We start from the raw sequence: 18,537 nt of genomic DNA, 5'->3' as shown, positions 1-18,537 counted from the left end.
GTATTCAAAATCTTAGGATACGTATGTTTTACGGCCGAGGACGACCGATAAAGTCTCCTAAATTAACAGGGTAGTTCGTCCCTTCCACATTCCATTCACCAGATTGATAATGGTCTGGATTACCAATGACCGTACCGCTATTCCGTCCCAAAGCCTGCCCTTGACCAATAACTGCGATATCTATAAGCGTGTTGTTGTAATACAGCTTAAGCGTAACAGGTTCCGAATTGTTATTTTGTAACTGCAGGAAGGTAAAATACCACTCCTCCGATACGAATGAACTCAGATCATCCGCAATAACAAATGTTTGCCCAGGCATAATTACATCTCCGTCATTGGCATTTATAATAATCGGGTCTGGTTGGTCGGATCGCTCAATCCATATTCTATTTTTCTCCAACGGTCTGTTTGTAGGGTTATACAATTCAATCGCCTGGTCCAGATAATCCGGTTCGCCTTGCCACACGACTTCGGAAATGAACAAGTCTCTTTTCTCAACAATCACTGGAATCGTAAAAGATGTCGTTTCACCACGATTATCATTTGCTGTAATCGTAAGGAACGTCAGACCATTACGCAAAGGTTGTATGAAAAGTGCATTCCCTTCTACCTGCCCCCCTGCCACCAATGGATCAGAAGACACCACAGTATAGGTCAGCGTGTCTCCATCCTCATCAGAGAACATATCATTCAGCTGCAATATTTGCTGACCATCTCCCGGGTCCAAATATTGAGGTTCAGGCACACGGGTCACTACCGGACGATGATTTACTGGTTGAGGAGCTTCAACTTGCAGCATAAATGAAGTGAAAGAAACGCCCCCACGTCCATCATTCGCCGTAATTCCAATCATCGTAATACCAGCATTATGCAGTGTTACAAATGAATCTTCTCCATTCTCCGCCACACTGCCTACTAGGGGGTTGGAGGAAGTTATGGTATACGTCAAGGCGTCGCCATCCTGATCCATAAATAACGAGCCCGGATACAGCATCAGCTTGTCCTGCAACACATTAGCAACTACGATAGGTAAATGAGGTAAAGCCACAGGTATGTGATTCTCAGGCTGCGGATCAGGCAAAGGCGCATTCACCATAGCAGCAAACTGAAGTGAGGCTGTACCTCCCTTGCCGTCATGGGCTGTTATCGTCATTAGACTAATGCCGGCTTGAAGCGGCGTAAGCATAAGCTGATCGCCTGTTACTTCTCCTGTGGCCACTTCTGGCGAAGCCGATTCCACCGTGTAGGTCAGTGCATCGCCATCCTCATCGTTAAACAAGTCAGACAGGATAATCTGCTTCCCACCTTCATTTAAGAGCAAAGGAATGTCATTTAGGCTGTTGCTCACGACAGGACTGTGATTAATGTCCTCCTCATAAGTAGAGCTGGTCACTGTATAGCTGAAAAACACGCTCGCTTTACCGCCTTTTCCATCCTCTGCCGTAACAAATACCTGTGTGCTTCCTACTGATTTAGGTTTTAGTGTAAGCTGTTGATTTGCCACTTCTGCTTCTGCTACGTATACATCCGAAGTGACCGCATGATACGACAGCTCATCCTGATCGGCATCGTAAAACACATTTTTCAAATCCACTAGCGTATCTCCAGAACCCAAAATGGCATATTGATCGGCAGGAACGATAGCTGAGACAGGTACATGATTAGATGTTGGCGTTGGATTCGTTGTAGAACTGCCACCGCCACCACCAGATGAACTTTTTTTAGTGCTTGTTGAGGATGTATCCGAAGATGCACCCAACGTGGTATCACGTATAATTTGAGTCTCTGTTCCCCGCTCCGCAAGACGGGTCTGTACAGTCTGTATCCCATTGGCGAGACGTACCTGTGTATCGGCAAAATTCAGTTTAAGCTGCTGCCATACACCACTTCCCTGAATCTGAATAGGCTCATGCGTATCCACGATCATTTCGTTTACGTCTGCATGAATCTCTACATTTTTGGCACCCCGCATCAGGGTTACCTGAGGTAACGTATCACCTTGAATACGCACATAATCCGCTGCAATAGCTAACTTGCCTTTAAATTCTGTCCCTTTGCTATACAAAGTCACCGGTTGTTGGGCTGTACCACTTTGCACAATTTGAAGTGCTGACAGATCAGCTACGTTTCGGTTCGATGCCTGATAGGTCAGGGTAGCCCCTTGAAGCGCCGGCACATTGTCTGCTCCGAACAGTTGCTTCAATTGCTGGCCGATCAAATAGGGCTTTCCATCCATATAGGCGATATCCCCGTCGATACGAGAAAGGATTCCCGTCCGTTCACCCGATTGGAATACATTCACCAAAAAGGCTGCGATATCCTGACGTTTTACCTGTATTTTAGAGTCAAACCGATTATCCGGCGTATCCATTAATCCCAGTTTGAGAGCTGCCTCTACGTTGCTTTTGGCCCATGCGCTCACCTGATCCCCATCAGAAATGTCCTGAACATCTCCGCCTTGAACATGGGTTCCTCCAATCGCTCTCACCAGAATGGCTGCCAACTCCTCACGACTCACTGCAGCATCCGGGCGGAAAGCACCTGATTCATCTCCGGTCATTAGACCTGCCGCACGTACAGCTTCTATATAAGAAGCTGCCCAACTCCCCTGCGTATCCTTAAAAGTTACTGCTTTCTCCGTTGCGTCAAGCTTAAGTGCATTAGCCAGCAAAGCTGCCATTTCCTTGCGCGTTAACGGTTGATCTGGACGGAAAGAACCATCTGGATAACCCGTGATCAGTCCTTGCTTCACAGCCTCCTGTACCGCCTGTAATGCCTGGGATGACATAGTGGACTGATCTGTAAAAGATACTGTACTGGCTTTAGTCACAATCGCTGACGTCTCCCCTTTCGTTTCCGCATGAACAAGCTGGGGCCCCCATGCCATACCTGCCAGCAACGTCACCATCAGCACTTTTTGCCATTCTTTATTCGTTTCTTGATTCATCAGACTCTCCCCCGTGAACGGTTCATTCTTGTTATTAGTGAAAAGATCTTATCATCCGCCTCTGAACCAATTCTGAACAATATTAAAATTTTATCTTTTTCACAGTCTGGACTTTGTAGCAAATGAAAAAAGAGCGCTCAGCCAGATGGGCTAAGCGCTCTAAAACTTCTATAAAACGTTGATGTACATGCCATATCAGGAAACCGTAGGATTCCATTGAAAGGTAGCTGCGGACTTGGAGGGAAGGGTAGATTTGAAAACCTTATTTCCCTGCCGAACCTTAAATGTCTTTGTGTTCTCTCCCGTATTGGCGGCAATCAGGACAAGCGTACCGTCGGGGTTGCGGTAGGCGACCGTTTCGATACTTCCACTATAATGTGTAGAATCAATACGTACTGCACCTGGACGGACAAATTTGCTGGCGTGCCCAATCGCATAGTACTCCACATTTTTCGTAACTGCACCGCTTAACGGGTCGATGGTCACTACACCTCTACAGTTGGCGCAACCCCCATTGGCCGGACCCCCGGACGGGTCAAGTGCGATATTCCAAAAGAGGACATTTTGCGACCAGTTTCGGGGTGCACCAATGATCAGCTTGGACATATCCCAGCTCAAATCATCTCCAAAGCCCGGACTCCACGCTCCTCCACTACATTCTGTCATATATACAGGCTTATCAGGGAAAGCATTATGCACATCTGTCATCGCTGTGGGCTCTCCTTTGTAGCAATGAAAGGCTGTTCCGTGCGTATAGTTTCGAGCCTGTTCATCTCCTAACACAGTCTTGGCATATTCGCTCCCTGTATCCCAGTTATGGTCAAAGGCAATAATGTGAGTAGATAAATGGTTTCGATTTAGGGTCGGGCCCAGGTATTGTTTAATAAAATTCGCCTGTTCTGCTGCTCCCATGCTCATGCTGGGATACTTGGACGTCGTGAATTCTGGCTCATTTTGAATGGAAATCGCCTGAATCGGAATTCCCTCGTTCGCATAAGCCTGTAGATAACGAACAAAATAGTCAGCATACGCCTGGTAGACGCGCGGATTGGTATAGTCCAAATACCAGCCGTTATAAATCTGCTCCCCATATTTCATCCAGGGCGGAGCTGTCCATGGGGTTCCCATAATCTTTAAATCCTGGTTTCTTCTCAAGATTTGCTTCAGCACATCGATCACATCCCGATCCTTGGCGATGGAGAAATGATTCAGCTCATAGTCCTTACCTGTTGCCACATCGTCATAGGTATAGCTGCCAGGCTGCCCCTGTCCATCTACGGAATAATCTGAGGCTCCAATGGTATGGCGAATATAACTCAGTTGAATGCCACTGGCTGTAAACAAATCATTTAGCAGCTGATCACGCTGATTGGCAGACATGCCATAATTCATCAGGTATGCGGACGAACCGGACACCGCTGCTCCAAATCCCTCCATCGTCTGGTAACGAATATCTGGCTTAATCTCAATCGTCAGTGTATCCGCATTCGCTGCATTTTCTTTACTGTTATCCTTATCCCAACGGATCGGGGTTTGTTGGGTTAGGCGATTCGCCGGATCGGGTGTTGTTAGCCACATGTTGACGTTATTTTCTGCTTTCGGCCCCGGAACATTCCGTATAGCCATACTGGCCAGGACCGCACAGATCAAAATGGCTACTGCAGCTATAAGCAGCCAGATGTCAGTACGTCGTTGCTTTTGGAGTTTTTTCATCTATATCCTCCTCTCCCCATCATTATCCTGTCCCCATCCTCCCTACTATTTCAGCTTTCACTTGGGTTTCCCTTTGCATACCTGTTGGACGTTTACATACCGATAGCAAAAAGAGAGCCGGTGCTTGTGCCCGCGCTCTCTTGAATATAACCATTTTAAAACAAATGTAACGGGATTACTTTTTTGCCTTTTCTGTAGAGGTTGCCAGAATCGTAACACTTCCTGTCAATCGTAAATCCTGAGAGGAACTACCCACATAAATGGGCACTTCACCCGCCGGCATAACCCATGCTTTGGACTTTTCATCCCAATAAGAGAAAGCTTTCGGGTCGAGTTCAATGCGAACCTTCTTCTCTTGACCCGGCTTTAATTCTATCTTGGACCAGCCTGCCAGTTGACGGGATGGAGTCTCTACGTTTGTCGGAAGCTTACCGCTGTACACCTGTACAACCTCAGCTCCGGCTGTTTTGCCCGTGTTCTTCAATTTTAGCGAAACTTCGACGGAACTCGTACGATCGGATTTTTTTCCACTCGCATGCTGTTTTGTTTTCAGATCGCTATATCCGAATGTCGTATAGGATAAACCGTGTCCAAAGGAGAACGCCGGTTGAATACCCGATTTCTCATACCCACGATAGCCTACAAAAATACCATCTGAATAGTCACCTATACCGTTCACACCCGGAAACTTCTCTGGTGAGGACACGGGTGTAGACTGCTCGTTAACCGGGAAGGTTACCGGCAACTTACCCGAAGGATTCACATCCCCGAATAAGACGCGTGCTATAGCATTCCCTTGCTCTTGTCCAGCAAACCATGCTTGTACGATGGAAGGGACTTTGTCCTGCCAGGTATCCATTTGCACGGCTCTGCCGCTCATTTGTACGACAATAGTTTTCGGATTTGCAGCCGCAACCGCACGGATTAGCCGATCCTGATTGTTCGGCAGTTCCATATCGAAACGCTCAACATATCCTTCGCTCTCATACGTACGCGTAACAACAATCGCAACATCCGATTTTTTCGCCAATTTCACAGCGTTGTCAATCAACTTATCTGACGTATCTGCCGGAGGTTCCCAGCCCAGACGAACCATACCACCGGAATCACGACCATTGGTCGGATAATCAGCGCGGTATTCAATACGTATCTTGTGCTTTTCACCCGCTTTAAGGGAGATGTTCTTCTTCGTAGTGCCCAGCTTTTCACCTTGATTGTCCACGAAAAGCTTATCGTCGAGATACAGCTTGCTTGATCCCAAACTGGTTAATGACAATGCATAGTCACCATCCTTGGGAGCTGCAATTGCCCCTGTCCAGCGTGCAGATATCAAGCCGTTCAGTGTCGTTGGTGTATTTGGAACTTTAGGGGACTTCGCATTGAAGCCCTGATAATTATAAAATCCAAGGTTCATATTGACTTGGTCATCATTGCGTACAAGAATCGGATTGCCTTCCATCTTGTTATTCTTCCAGTATTCGCCTCGAAGCCCCTGTTCGCCATCTCCATAAGTCGCATATCCAACACTGATATCCTCTTTCTGATCAGATGTAGTCAACAGTGAAGACGGAACAGCCGATGGGCCAGGCATAATGTCTCCTGCAGAGATCGGGTCTGTACCCGGTGCATATTGGACGGTAACACCTTTGCCGACACGATTGCGGATGCCCTCTAACGGACTCACGGTATACGTCGGGTTCACCAACGAACTGCCTCCGCCTGCCACAGTGCCGTTATCTGCATCGGGGCCAATCACAGCAATGGACTTGAGTTTATCTTTAGACAACGGTAATGCATTATTTTTATTTTGAAGCAGTACCATACTTTCCTCAGCCAATTGACGGGCTGTCTTGCCATGGTCACGGGCATCAATTTGATTATTTTGAGCCGGGTGATCGAATAAACCTTTGCTGAACATTTGCACCAAAATGCGCCCAGCCTTATCATCAATCGTTTTTTCACTTACCTTACCATTTTTGACAGCCGCCAGCAGCTGATCTCCCCATTTACCATAAGGGGTCCCCGGTGTTTCCAGGTCCAATCCGCTATTTGCCGATTCGACTGTACTCAGGTTCGCACCGTAATCACTCATCACGAAGCCCTTGAATTGCAGTTCCTTCTTCAAGAGGTCCGTCAAAAGAGTTTTGTTCTCACAAGCAGACTCGCCGTTGACCTTGTTAAAGGAGCACATTGCCCCTCCTAAATCTGCCTCGGCGATGACTTCTTGAAACGGGCGTATGTAAATCTCATGCAACGCACGGTCACTGACTTTGACATTCGTCGTGAAGCGCTCTGTTTCCTGATTATTCATAAGGTAATGTTTCGCAGTCGCCAAAACAGGGTGGCTTTGTATACCTTTGACATAAGCGGTCGCCATTTGCGATTGCAGTAGCGGGTCCTCACCCATAGATTCAAAGTTTCGCGATCCCCATGGAATACGGGCAATATCCATCCCCGGTCCAAGCGCCACATTATGAGTTGTATTAAAAGCCTCGTCTCCAATCAAATCACCATACTGTTTGGCAGCTTGGGTATCCCACGTTGCAGCCAACGCAATTGGAGCAGGCAACGCAGTAGATTGCTTGTCCTGCACATCTGGATTAGCGATGCGGACACCCGCTGGTCCATCTGCCATCGTCAGCGCCGGAATGCCCAACCGCTCCATCGAATTATTATAGAATCCATAGTAATTGTTGACCTTGCCAGTCACCAAATCTATTTTTTCTTCCAGCGTCATTTCCTGCAGCAGCAACGCTGTCCGTTTCTCAGCCGACAGGGCCGTGTTCATCCAAGGCCGATCTGTCTGGCTTCCTGCCGCTCCTGCAATATTCATAGGTCCGATCACAACAGCCGCGATAACTGTCATCATCACCATACGGAACAACCATGTTGATTTCACTTTCACGTTTGTAATTCCTCCTTGATGTTAGATCATGAGGTGAATGCCTATTCAACTCTCACAGGCTTGCAAAGGCTCTCGATCCTGCGAGCTCCGACAAGAATCCAGAGCCACGGGATAAGCAAGCAAGTCAGCAAAAGCCGCAATGGCTCAAGTGACACGTTTACCACCCTACCGTACATTTCCGAAAATTTCATTGAAAGTTTTTGGAAGTACAGCACTAGGACCTTCACTGTTTTTCATGAAAAGAGAGCGTTAACAATTCAGTTAACCGATAATAAAATTACACTTTTGTAACTAATTAATGACGGTTTTTTAACTAATTTTAATCCATAAAAATGATTCATATGTCCCACTCTTGACTTACTCATATGGCGTTACCTAGCGTGCGACCAAAGTCGCTATTTGGGAATTGGAAATACTTATGTATAAGAATTTTTTTCAAAAATCCAATAATCGACTTCCAATGAACAAGATATAGATCGCAATGTTAATTCGTCTATATCTTGCACTTCGGAGTGACTGGAATCGAATTTCGCAAAATCCTGGTATAAAAAACAACGCTCATAAACAAAAAAATTCCAGAGAACCTGAAAGGTCCCTGGAATTAATGTGATTATTCAAACGGATACCGAAGCCCCCATTGTGAACGAATCTGATCCATCAGTTTCATAATTCCTAACGATTCATCTAAAGAAATAGTAGAACTTTCGAGCAAACCTTCGTTCAAGCAACGCCCGACTTCTTCTGCTTCAAAGGCATAGCCTGTAGAGGATCGGTCATCCTGAAAGTTTTGTGCCTCTTCACCGTCCACAACTAAAGTAGCAGATGTGCTGTTCAGGAATGACGGAATGTGGATATAACCCTTTGTTCCATGGATGTATGCCTCATTCGTCAATCCGAGACGGACTGCCCCGTTAAGCATAGCCGTGCGTCCTTTTCCATAATCCAGCAAGATCGAAAATGTCTCGTCAACGCCTGTCTCCCCGATATGAGCAGTGCTCCATACATGCTCAGGTTCAGGACCGAAGACCATTGAAGCAAAAGAAACCGGATAAATTCCTGCATCTAATAGAGCACCTCCGCCCAGCTCAGGGTTCAAAAGCCGCCCCTCCGGGTTCCAATCTATTCGAAAACCAAATTCCGCCTTAACCAGCTTTACCTCGCCAATGTGTCCCGCATGTATCCACTCCCGCACTTGGCGAATCGGAGGCAAAAAACGTGTCCACATTGCTTCCATCAGGAATAGCTTACGCTCACGTGCAAAGCCGATCATTTCCTCCAATTCTTTGCTGTTGACGGTGAAGGGTTTCTCACACAAGACTGCTTTGCCCGCCCGAAGAGCCGTCAGAACATTTTCTTTATGAAAAGGATGGGGAGTCCCTACGTAAATAGCATCTACCTCGGGATCTTGTGCTAATTCCTCATAGCTCCCGTAAGCCCTTGATATTTGATGCTTAGCTGCAAATTCGGTAGCGCTTTCAATAGTGCGTGATCCAACAGCATACCCTTCTCCATTCGAAACATGCGCCAAATCCGCCACAAATTGATCTGAGATCCAGCCTGTGCCGACAATTCCCCATTTGATCTTTTTGCTCATACTTGTGTCCCTCCCAGCAATTTGGTTAACGTTGACTTGCAACATACCCTTTTATTCTAGCAAACGCCTGTCCTAAACAAAAGAAACATTTGCTAGACGACGGTTTCTTTTGTGACCCAGCAGTATCTTCATTTATACCCATTATTGAATGACGTATCTGTAAAACTTTTTATCCACTTTCATGACTGGAAAACCAATCGGCAATTCTCCTGGAGCTATACTAACAAAGCCGTTCTTCTCATAGAAACGATGAGCTGCTACGAATTGTGGTGTTGTTCCAAGATAGATTTCTTCAATAGACCTTACCCTGGCCCATCCTATGGCATGATGCAATAATTGATTCGAAACATTGAATGTTTTACCTCTATAGTTTTGTTTTACAAACATTTTTCTGAGTGCTGTCTTACGGTTCCCAATATCTAACAAAGCTATAGTCCCTACTACGGTTTCTTCACTAAGAGCCACCCAGAAGTTGCCGTTACCACGCTGATAAAAGTTTTCAATATCAAGCAAATCTGGCTGATCTTCTTTGGTTATGGCGATATTATATTCATCTTTTTGAATATGTAAAATTAAATCGACAACTTGTGATTGATACTCGGTTGAGTACTCTTTTAGAAAGATACTATTAATCATCGTTGTGTTCTCCTATTATCGTCAATTGTTATACTATTAGATTCTCATCAAACCACAGAACCTAAAATATTACCCATATCTCCTTATTGGCGCTTGATACACGCTCAGTATTAAATAACTCAACCTCCGCAACTAAACTAAGTTTCCACCTACACAGTAGAGGATTTGAAACCATTGTCTAGGTGCGAACGTTGAGTTAATTATGAATCTCTATATATCAGAATTCTATTCTACGCTTGAAGCTGTGTAAGAATTTGCGGGTCCTTGATCTTCTGATCCTCAGCCAACAAGACAATTTTAGATAGAATCTCCGCTGTTCTTGGGTCTTCGTCCAGAAACGGCAGGAAGATGCGTCCACGATGCTGCGAATGCACCGGAATAATATGCAGTGCTCCCTTCGCTTGCTTATAGACACCCCCGCTTCCCAGATGCACAGCATATTCGCCAAGAGTCCCATCTACACGTGCATAATTCCCATCCAAGCGTACATTGCTAATTTTCAGCAGGCGAAGTGATTCCTGCACAATCACCCTACGCATTTCAATGGTCGTCAGACTGGCCTCTGGATCAACGCCGCCTATATGGGCAACACTGACGACCAGATCCACGTCCCGCATAACTTCGGAGAACAGAACAGGAGGAACTTCGTCCAACGGTACGCTCTTATACGTTGTCCGATCAAAGAACTGTACTGTCTCCAGCGTAGGAGCCTCAGTATCCGCTGGTGAGAACCAGTCTGCCATGGCATACAGGTTCGCAATCAGATTCTCGGCATAGTACACCTTCTGGAGTCCGTCCTCATAGCTGACTGTCCATTGGCGACCTTTCAATAGGGATACCGTTTTATTCGGCTGTACCTGGTGTCCTGCATATCGACGGGAAACTGTCGCATTTGCACGTTCATCAGCATTCAGCAAGTACAGCTCACGGAACACCTGCTTAAATGGCTGGCGTATCTGGCGGTCGAATAAGTCCTTCTGGAAGTCGCTCCAACGACCACTTTCGAACAAATGAAGGGGGTGAGCGATAATCAGCTTGTCTTCTTCTCCTATAGTATGCTGTTCAGCAAAAGGAGCCGTCAATACCAACGTTTCCTCATTAAAATATCCGAGGTGATCATCGGCCTTGAAAACCAGTGTTCGCACCAACGGAGCAAGCACAGGATTACCCAGCAGTCCTCTCAATTCCTTCACCATAAAGGTCGTACCAGACTCCATAGAGCGTTCCAATTCTTTGCGAGCTCTGCGGTACTGATCCACTAGATCTCCTTTAAGCTCCTTCAGCGACGTAACATACTCATCCTTCTTGAAACGAGCCGGAATGGATTTCAGCGTCTTGCCTTTGCTGACAATTTCAATATCTGCCGCTCCTTCAGCATCAATGACGAGCTGCACCGTTGTAGCCTCGTCCAAAGCATGTGGCTCAAAATAAGACCGGAGATCATCCAGCTTACGAGCTTCCATGTCCCATACGAGACGGATTACATCATCATAACCTGCGTTACGTGCCAAATTCCCGAGTGCAATCCGTGAAACCAGTGCCTCACTGGCCTTACGCTGTGCCCCAAATTTTTTGCTTTGTTCCAGAAACCTCTGGATAAAATCATAACGTTCGCGTACATCTGGTTCAGGCGGCTGAGCAAGTGGAATCAGACTGTAGGTCAGCAAATGGTCTTTGTTTCGCTTGTCCTCCACTGATTTTTCCATTTCACTCCGTTTGAGTTTACCCAGCGTCGCATCCGCAAACAACTGGGATCGACGATGATTGGCTCCAGCTGAAATATACTTGGCACAATCGTACAGCAGATCAAATCGTTCCTCGCCCAACGTCTCATAGGCCTCATGAAACCAGTGAATATCGAAGGCACCATCATTAAAATCTTGCGGAACAATCGGCGAGTAATGAGCTACAATCGTTTCCTTCTCGGCCGAAAAACCTTCATTGATATGTGCATGGAAATACCATGCCGCACTGCGAAGCCCTTCCCAACCGAGATAGTCTGCTACAATCTCAATCCACTGTGGAGCATACATAGCAGCCTCCAGCAGACGTTTATCCGTAATTTTAGTGTTTTTCAGCTTTTCCTTGAGCAATGTGGCATCCTCGCCATCACTCGGATAACATGCTTTGAGCAAGTGGCTGAACGATTCTTTTTTGGTAATACGATCACCGTAGCCGTACACATAACCACGCACAAACGTTTCCTTGTCGAGACCCTCCAGAATACGGATGAAATAATCCATACCTTCAAATTGGCTCAATCCCATAACCTTTGGCGTAGCCTCGGTAGGCAAATCTCCTCGAACCAATTCAACCTCTAACAGTCGATCAATAACCGTGCGACGTATTTCCAAAAATTCATGTTTGCTAGAAATCCATGTATTGCGGGCATTGGTTAAGGAACTCATATGTCTTCTGCTTTCACTACCGGCCAGCAGTTCCCGATAGACTTCCCCTACACCGATCAACCCTTTTTCATATGCTTTGAAATAATCCTCCAGATCCAGCGGAGAATAAAAACGATTTTCCGCTCCTGGCAGTTCTGCGTAGTTCACAAAGGTATGGAAAAAGCGCTTAAAGGACTCACCATCATGAACCTGCCCCTTCTCCAGTGCCACCCACGGGCCGGACAATAGATGGAGCATTCCCATATCCTCAGCAGGTCTGTCCTTAGGCACGCCCTGCATTAGTGAATTTAAAGCAAGGTCAATTACGTCAAATGTTTGGTCACCGGATGTGTCCATAAAATAAGCATTAACTAATGTACTTACCTGATCGGAATAGGTCAGCTCTGCCATCCACTTCTGAACCTCGTTAATCCGATCCAAAGGATACATTTGCTCAGCGAAGTCTTTACGCCATCCTTCCAGCAGCTTGTGCTTGCTTTGTTCTGAATAGTTCATGTTAAAAGAAAAGTATCGATAGTAGCGATCCAACGTTCGGTCCATAGGCTCCAATCGGTCATAAAAAACAAGCTCCAGCAGTTCACGCGCTTCCATGCCGCTTTCCTGCAAATAACGGTCCCACTCCTCATATAGAGGATATAAAGACAGTCTGGAATCTACTTCTTCATCGACCTGAACCAGCCGTAGAGGACGAAGGTTCGTCCCAATAAGCAATGTATCTTTGTAGCCCGAATAATACTCCGCAGTATATTCCACATCACGATGATGATGAACAAGCTCATCCAGTCCGCTCAAGAACTGCTTGAGCTTCTCCAATGGACTAACAAAAACATCGGACAATCGAAAATCACCCAGATCAACTTTCTCTTCCAACCAAGCTTCCTTGACATTCGGATCGTACAGGCCAAAACCGTTAGCCCCTGTATAAGCATCCTCCTGTCCCAGCTTGGACAGCAGTTGCTCCTCTTTGGCTGTGGGTTGCTGAATGATATCCGCCAAAGCCCGCAGGCTTTCATACTGTTCGGCACGATCCGGGTCTGCATATATCTTCGTCAATACTTCCAGTCCACCCAATCGTTGCAGCTCCGCCTTAGCACGAAGCAAGCGTTCCAATGAGCCAGCCAGCGGCCCTTCCGATTGTGAGAGCAACACACCAATGACACTTTGTCGCAACGATCCCGTCTTGAGCTTTAATAAGGCTTCCATTTGTTGCATTTCTGGTTCCGACAGCGTCAGCTTACGCGCCTTGGCCACAGCGAACTCACGGATACTCATACTTTTGTCAGACAAACTGGAAAAAATAAAATCACGCTGTACCGTATCCTCAGGGTTTTGCACAAAATGGTTCAACAGTTCGCCACGCAGATTAGGGCTAATCTGTTCCTTTAAGGCTATGATTTCCCCAATCCAGGAAGCGTCCATATCATAACCAGCGAGATACAGCATTTTTTGAATAGGTGCATCTGAGCGGTGATACAGATTTACAAAATCCAGCACCTTGGAGGGCTCGGTGGACTCACCCTTTTTCATATGTACAAACAGGTTATGAAGTCGTTCAAAATCTTTACGCCGCTCCTCTCTGCTCTCCAGCAAAGGAGTGCGCACCACTTTAACAATCCGATCCGCGACCGTCCCGCCTTCTATCCATTCATAAAAATAATTACTTGTATAGTTCGTCAATATCCAATATTGAAGCTCCGGGTCCGTTTCATCCAGATATTCTCTCGCGATTCCGAGGCGCACATCCTTGTTTTCACTGTTAGACAGTACATAAAGCGCTACGATCTTCTGGTAGGGTGCTCCCTGCTCCATGAGTTTCTGAACCTGTCCATACAGATCACGTTCCTCATGTACTGCAGTAGCCCACAAACTCATATATACTTCATTAGCATTTGAGCTGGTCAGCCATTCTTGGCGCAGTTCACTACGAGTCAATGCTTCATATGCCTGCTCGATCAGTTGACGAACGACCCGCTGGTTGGCGGACTCCAGCCCCATGCCCGTCCATACTGCAAGCGCCCGCACTACCGAGCTGTAACGAATGAAGCCTTGGTCGATGATCACCTTTAACAGATATATTAGAGCCTCCGGGGTTCCTTCATCCATTTGTTCCACGATACTTTGGCGCAATCCCTCCTGGAGCTTGGCGGCTGCCAAGAGCTCGCCGATCATGCGATAATTCTCCTCCTGATGACTCAGGAGCATGCCTTTAATCATATTGCGCGTAAGTAACGCAGCCTGATTATCTCCATAAATAATAGCTTTTAACGCCTCAAGCACCTGTAAATTATCGTTATCCAGCTCATAAGCAATCCAGTCACCAATCGTTTCCTGAATCCGGTAATCCCTGCCTGGTTCATAATCCTTTTTTGTTAAATAATCCATTACAGAGAACCCGATACAGTCCATTCGAATCAACTGCACCATTCTTTTATAAATCCGGGAAGTATGGGCCGTAATATCCGAAGTGCGAAACGGTTTTCGCGCATACCCTGTGCTGTATGGATATTCAGTCACATGCTCTGTTAGATGGGCGAATACATCGCCCGCTGTTTGTCCAATTAGAGCACGTAATACCTCTGTCAGTGGCTTAAACAGCGGTTCTCCGCTTTCTGTCGCCCGTTCTTTTAATATTCGCTGACATTCGTTAAATGGCTCCTCGTTCTCCTGTATGTAATGAAGCTTCCCCAGTTCCACAACATACTGGGCTAACTCCTGTTGTTGTCCATCCAGTTGCGCCGCGCGCTCCTTCAGTGTGGTGAAATATTCTTGCTCATTGTTCTCTTGATGCATATTTCGTTTCCCCCTCTACCATAGGCCTCCAGCCAGCATTGTGAAGCGTATAAATACAATCTCATTCCCATCCTTCAGTGACAAAGGAGCATCCAGTTCAATAGTTTCCTCGTCACATACAAAAACTCTGTATAAACCATCTTCAAAGGCCTGCATCGCCGTGTTCACAGCATCCTTAATATCCGGGACACCCTCATTATATATGGAACCGAATCCTACTTTGCCTATCTCGCCTTGTGCCTGAACTTCCTCTCCCGTGAGGAACGGAATCAGCGCGACACTCTCCTGCTTTTCCCGTAGCTTTTGAACATTCAGAGCAACGGTTGCAGTAATCAAATCTCGCAATGTTTCTGGAGCAGGACTCAGTTCTAATTCCTGTCGTGCGAGTGCGGGCTTGCGCTTTCCCAGACTTTTTACAGTTACAAACAGCTTCATGTCGTTCCCCTTCCTTTTTATTCACGCTTTTGGCCCGTTGTCAGCTGAATTTTTTGACCCATATAAAAACACCGTTAACGAAATCGAAAACGAATGTTTGTTCGTATATTTATTTTAATATGTTCCTTATCATTACTCCATCGCCCTTTATGACCAAAATTCGCAGCGGTGTAACACCCTGAAATCTTAAAAAATAAGACTTTATACCCTGTTTTCGATCATTCCTTTCCATATTAAGGATGAAAAAAAGACCTGCACAAGGGAGACCATCTGCTCTTCACAGACTTCCTTCCATTATACAGGTCGTATTTCATCATAAAACGATGTTTCAACATACTTATTTCAGGATTTTGCAAAATTCGATTCCAGTCGCTCCAACGTGCAAGATATAGACGAACTAAACCATTTCGATCTATATCTTATTCATTGGAAGTCGCTTATTGGATTTTTGCAAAATCCTCATTTATTTAAAATGCTGGAACAACGCTGTCCTTGTAATTATCCTCAAAAAATTTACGTACTTCCGGTCCAGTCATTCGCTTTGCCAGCTTTTGAATAGCATCGGAATCTACATTATCCTTACGCGCTACCAGATTAATGGCAAAATGCGTATCGTCTTTTTCGGTAATCAGCGCGTCCTTCTTCGGTGTCAGACCGAGCGGCTTGGCATATGCGGGATACATGGCAGCCATGTCCACATCATCCAGTGACCGCGCCAGCATCAACAAATCCACTTCTTTAAACACGAATTTTTTCTTATTCTCAATAATATCAGCCTGTGTAGCATTATAGCCTACGCCTTCTTTAAGCTTGATCAAACCGTTTTGCTCCATCATTACTAAAGAGCGTCCGGTATTGGCCGGGTCATTGGCAATAGCAATGGTCGCACCTTCGGGCAGGTCTTTAATGTTCTTGTATTTTTTGGAGTACGCGCCATAAATGGCATTGTAAATTGGTTTTACCGCTACCAAATCGGACTTGTTGCTTTCATTATATTGTTGCATAAAAGGAGCATGCTGAAAGAAGTTAGCATCCACTTCATGGCTTGCCAATGCGTTATTCGGTTGGATATTGTCTGAAAGCACGACGATTTCCAGATTGACTCCGTCCTGTTTAAGCAGCGGCTTCACGATATCCAGCACATCTGTCATCGGTGGGATTAGCGTTGCTACTTTCAAGGTCACTTCTTTTTGGGGAGTTGCTTCTTTAGACTGTGTTTCTGAAGCAGCCTGCTTTTGACCACCGCATCCGGCAACCAGTAGCATAACGACAGCAAATAGTGTGAGTAGTTTCAAGTTCGTTTTCATGTTGTTTTTCCGACTCATTTGATGAGGAACCTCCAAGTAAATTGTAATTGGGAAGATAAAAAATGAGTTACAGTACAGCCGCTTCACGTGCGATTGTTCTTCCGATCGCTGTTGAAATGGGATTCTCTCTGATTTATAACACAATTTATAGGTTAGAATCCCATTTCAAAGGCGAACGCTGACGCTTCTCCAGAACAATTCTGTCCGCTCCGCTTTTGAGGTACTGTAAAGTCATTTTTATTTCCCATAGTGGGTGGTGCAAGTGTAGCGAAAAGTTACATTTTTGCCCTATCGCTTGTCGATCCGGCGGGATATGGTGCTTCCGGTGAACTGGATCGTTTGTACGAAAATAATCATGACGACGATGGTGAACGCCATCAAGCCTGTTTCAAAACGCTGGTAACCGTAGCGGATGGCAAAATCGCCTACCCCGCCGCCGCCCACAATGCCCATCACCGTGGAGTAGGAGATGAAGCTAATGGTGGACGTGGTCAAACCCAGTACAAGCCCGGAACGAGCTTCCACGTACAGAAATTTAAAAATAAGCTGGAGGGTGGATGCCCCCATAGAAGTAGCGGCTTCAATTACACCCTTGGGCACCTCAAGCAATGATTGCTCCACCAGCCTCGAATAATAGGCGATGGCCACCACTGACAAGGGAACCGTTGCAGCCATCGTGCCCAGCGCCGTCCCTACGACCAGACGTGTAAATGGAATCATAAACACGACGAGCAGCAAAAACGGGAACGAGCGGATGACATTGACCACACTGTTCAATAAGGTGAACAGCAGTCGATTTTCATATTTTTGCCCTTTGCCGCACAAATACAAAATCGTTCCTGCCGGAAGCCCTAACAGTACAGCTGCTGCGATAGAAATCCCCACCATGATAAACGTCTCCCCGATGGCTTTCCATATCTCTGACTGGTATTGCACAATGATGCTCAGCATTTCATTCATCAGCTTCACCTGCTTCCGCTGTTGAACCTACCGCAGCGTCAACTACACGTTGCGTTGAAAGCAGCTGCCCATCCCGCATTTCTGATACACGGGTACAAATATTGCGTACCACGTCCATATCGTGCGTTACGATTACAATGGTAACTCCCAGTTCCCGGTTGATCTCCCGTAACACGCCCAGAATATCCGCGGTCGTCTGCGGATCAAGCGCCGAGGTCGGCTCATCACACAGCAGCACCGCAGGTCGATTCGCCAGCGCTCTGGCTATCGCCACACGTTGCTTTTGGCCTCCGCTCAGTTGTGCCGGATACTGTTCTGCTTTATCAGCTAAACCGACGAATTGCAGGCATTCGCGCACACGTTCCACTCTCTCTTTTTTCGCGACACCTGCCAGCTCCAACGACATTGCCACATTTCCACTGACCGTCCGATTGTGAACAAGATGATAATGCTGAAAAATCATCCCTATCGATCGCCGCGCTTCACGGAGACGTTTTTCCGGCATGCGAGTCAAATCTTCCCCGTTTACAACCACGTTTCCCTCATCCGGCCTTTCCAATACATTCATCAACCGGAGCAACGTAGACTTACCGGCACCGCTGGCACCTATGATACCGTGAATTTCCCCCTCCTCCACTTGAAGGGACACGGATTGAACCGCATGAAATTGGCCGCTTGAGGTGGTATAATGCTTGCTTACCTGATGCAGCGTAATCATGAAACCTGGCCTCCTGATGATCCATTTCTCAGGGAAAATGTAATAAGCCCGCCAGCCCAGGCGGGTCTGTACGAGCCGTCAATTCCCATTGCATTAATATACCACAGAGCAGAAAACGGGCAAA

Annotated in this window: 10 protein-coding genes; all 10 read right to left on the bottom strand. The window is 46.4% G+C overall.

Annotation, left to right across the window (positions count from 1 at the left end; genetic code table 11):
* Positions 1 to 28: 28 nt before the first annotated feature.
* The 10 genes from NSQ58_RS18475 to NSQ58_RS18430 all read right to left on the bottom strand — a co-directional run bounded on the left by NSQ58_RS18475 (position 29) and on the right by NSQ58_RS18430 (position 18,413).
* A complete protein-coding gene (locus NSQ58_RS18475) occupies positions 29 to 2,947 on the bottom strand; it encodes an S-layer homology domain-containing protein (RefSeq protein WP_341057989.1) in 2,919 nt (972 codons plus the stop codon).
* A 195-nt stretch (positions 2,948 to 3,142) separates the two neighbouring features.
* Positions 3,143 to 4,660 (bottom strand): glycoside hydrolase family 30 protein, encoded by a 1,518-nt coding sequence (locus NSQ58_RS18470; RefSeq protein WP_341057988.1) that lies wholly within the window; start codon positions 4,658 to 4,660, stop codon positions 3,143 to 3,145.
* 175 nt (positions 4,661 to 4,835) lie between these two features.
* Complete coding sequence (locus NSQ58_RS18465) at positions 4,836 to 7,565, bottom strand: glycoside hydrolase family 3 C-terminal domain-containing protein (protein ID WP_341057986.1); 2,730 nt, start codon at positions 7,563 to 7,565, stop codon at positions 4,836 to 4,838.
* A 610-nt stretch (positions 7,566 to 8,175) separates the two neighbouring features.
* Positions 8,176 to 9,159, bottom strand: a complete 984-nt coding sequence (locus NSQ58_RS18460) for a Gfo/Idh/MocA family protein (RefSeq protein WP_071559239.1) — start codon at positions 9,157 to 9,159, stop codon at positions 8,176 to 8,178.
* A gap of 141 nt (positions 9,160 to 9,300) precedes the next feature.
* On the bottom strand, positions 9,301 to 9,795 hold the full coding sequence (locus NSQ58_RS18455; RefSeq protein ID WP_103744805.1) for a GNAT family N-acetyltransferase: 495 nt from the start codon (positions 9,793 to 9,795) through the stop codon (positions 9,301 to 9,303).
* A gap of 230 nt (positions 9,796 to 10,025) precedes the next feature.
* Positions 10,026 to 14,993 carry a DUF4132 domain-containing protein gene (locus NSQ58_RS18450; RefSeq protein ID WP_341057985.1) on the bottom strand — a complete coding sequence of 1,656 codons (4,968 nt, stop codon included), beginning with the start codon at positions 14,991 to 14,993 and terminating at the stop codon, positions 10,026 to 10,028.
* A 15-nt stretch (positions 14,994 to 15,008) separates the two neighbouring features.
* Entirely contained in the window at positions 15,009 to 15,428 is a 420-nt protein-coding gene (locus NSQ58_RS18445; protein WP_028542053.1) for a hypothetical protein, read from the bottom strand.
* A gap of 467 nt (positions 15,429 to 15,895) precedes the next feature.
* Entirely contained in the window at positions 15,896 to 16,753 is an 858-nt protein-coding gene (locus NSQ58_RS18440; protein ID WP_068938591.1) for a MetQ/NlpA family ABC transporter substrate-binding protein, read from the bottom strand.
* Between the two features lie 270 nt (positions 16,754 to 17,023).
* Positions 17,024 to 17,695, bottom strand: a complete 672-nt coding sequence (locus NSQ58_RS18435; RefSeq protein WP_028542051.1) for a methionine ABC transporter permease — start codon at positions 17,693 to 17,695, stop codon at positions 17,024 to 17,026.
* Entirely contained in the window at positions 17,688 to 18,413 is a 726-nt protein-coding gene (locus NSQ58_RS18430; protein WP_049828456.1) for a methionine ABC transporter ATP-binding protein, read from the bottom strand. The genes NSQ58_RS18435 and NSQ58_RS18430 overlap by 8 nt, the downstream gene beginning before the upstream one ends.
* Between the last annotated feature and the right edge of the window lie 124 nt (positions 18,414 to 18,537).

Origin of the sequence: Paenibacillus sp. FSL M7-0134, assembly GCF_038007865.1 — a bacterium.
Lineage (GTDB): Bacteria > Bacillota > Bacilli > Paenibacillales > Paenibacillaceae > Paenibacillus > Paenibacillus polymyxa_B.
Note: the sequence above shows the minus strand (reverse complement) of the source record. Positions and strands in the feature narration are given on the sequence as shown.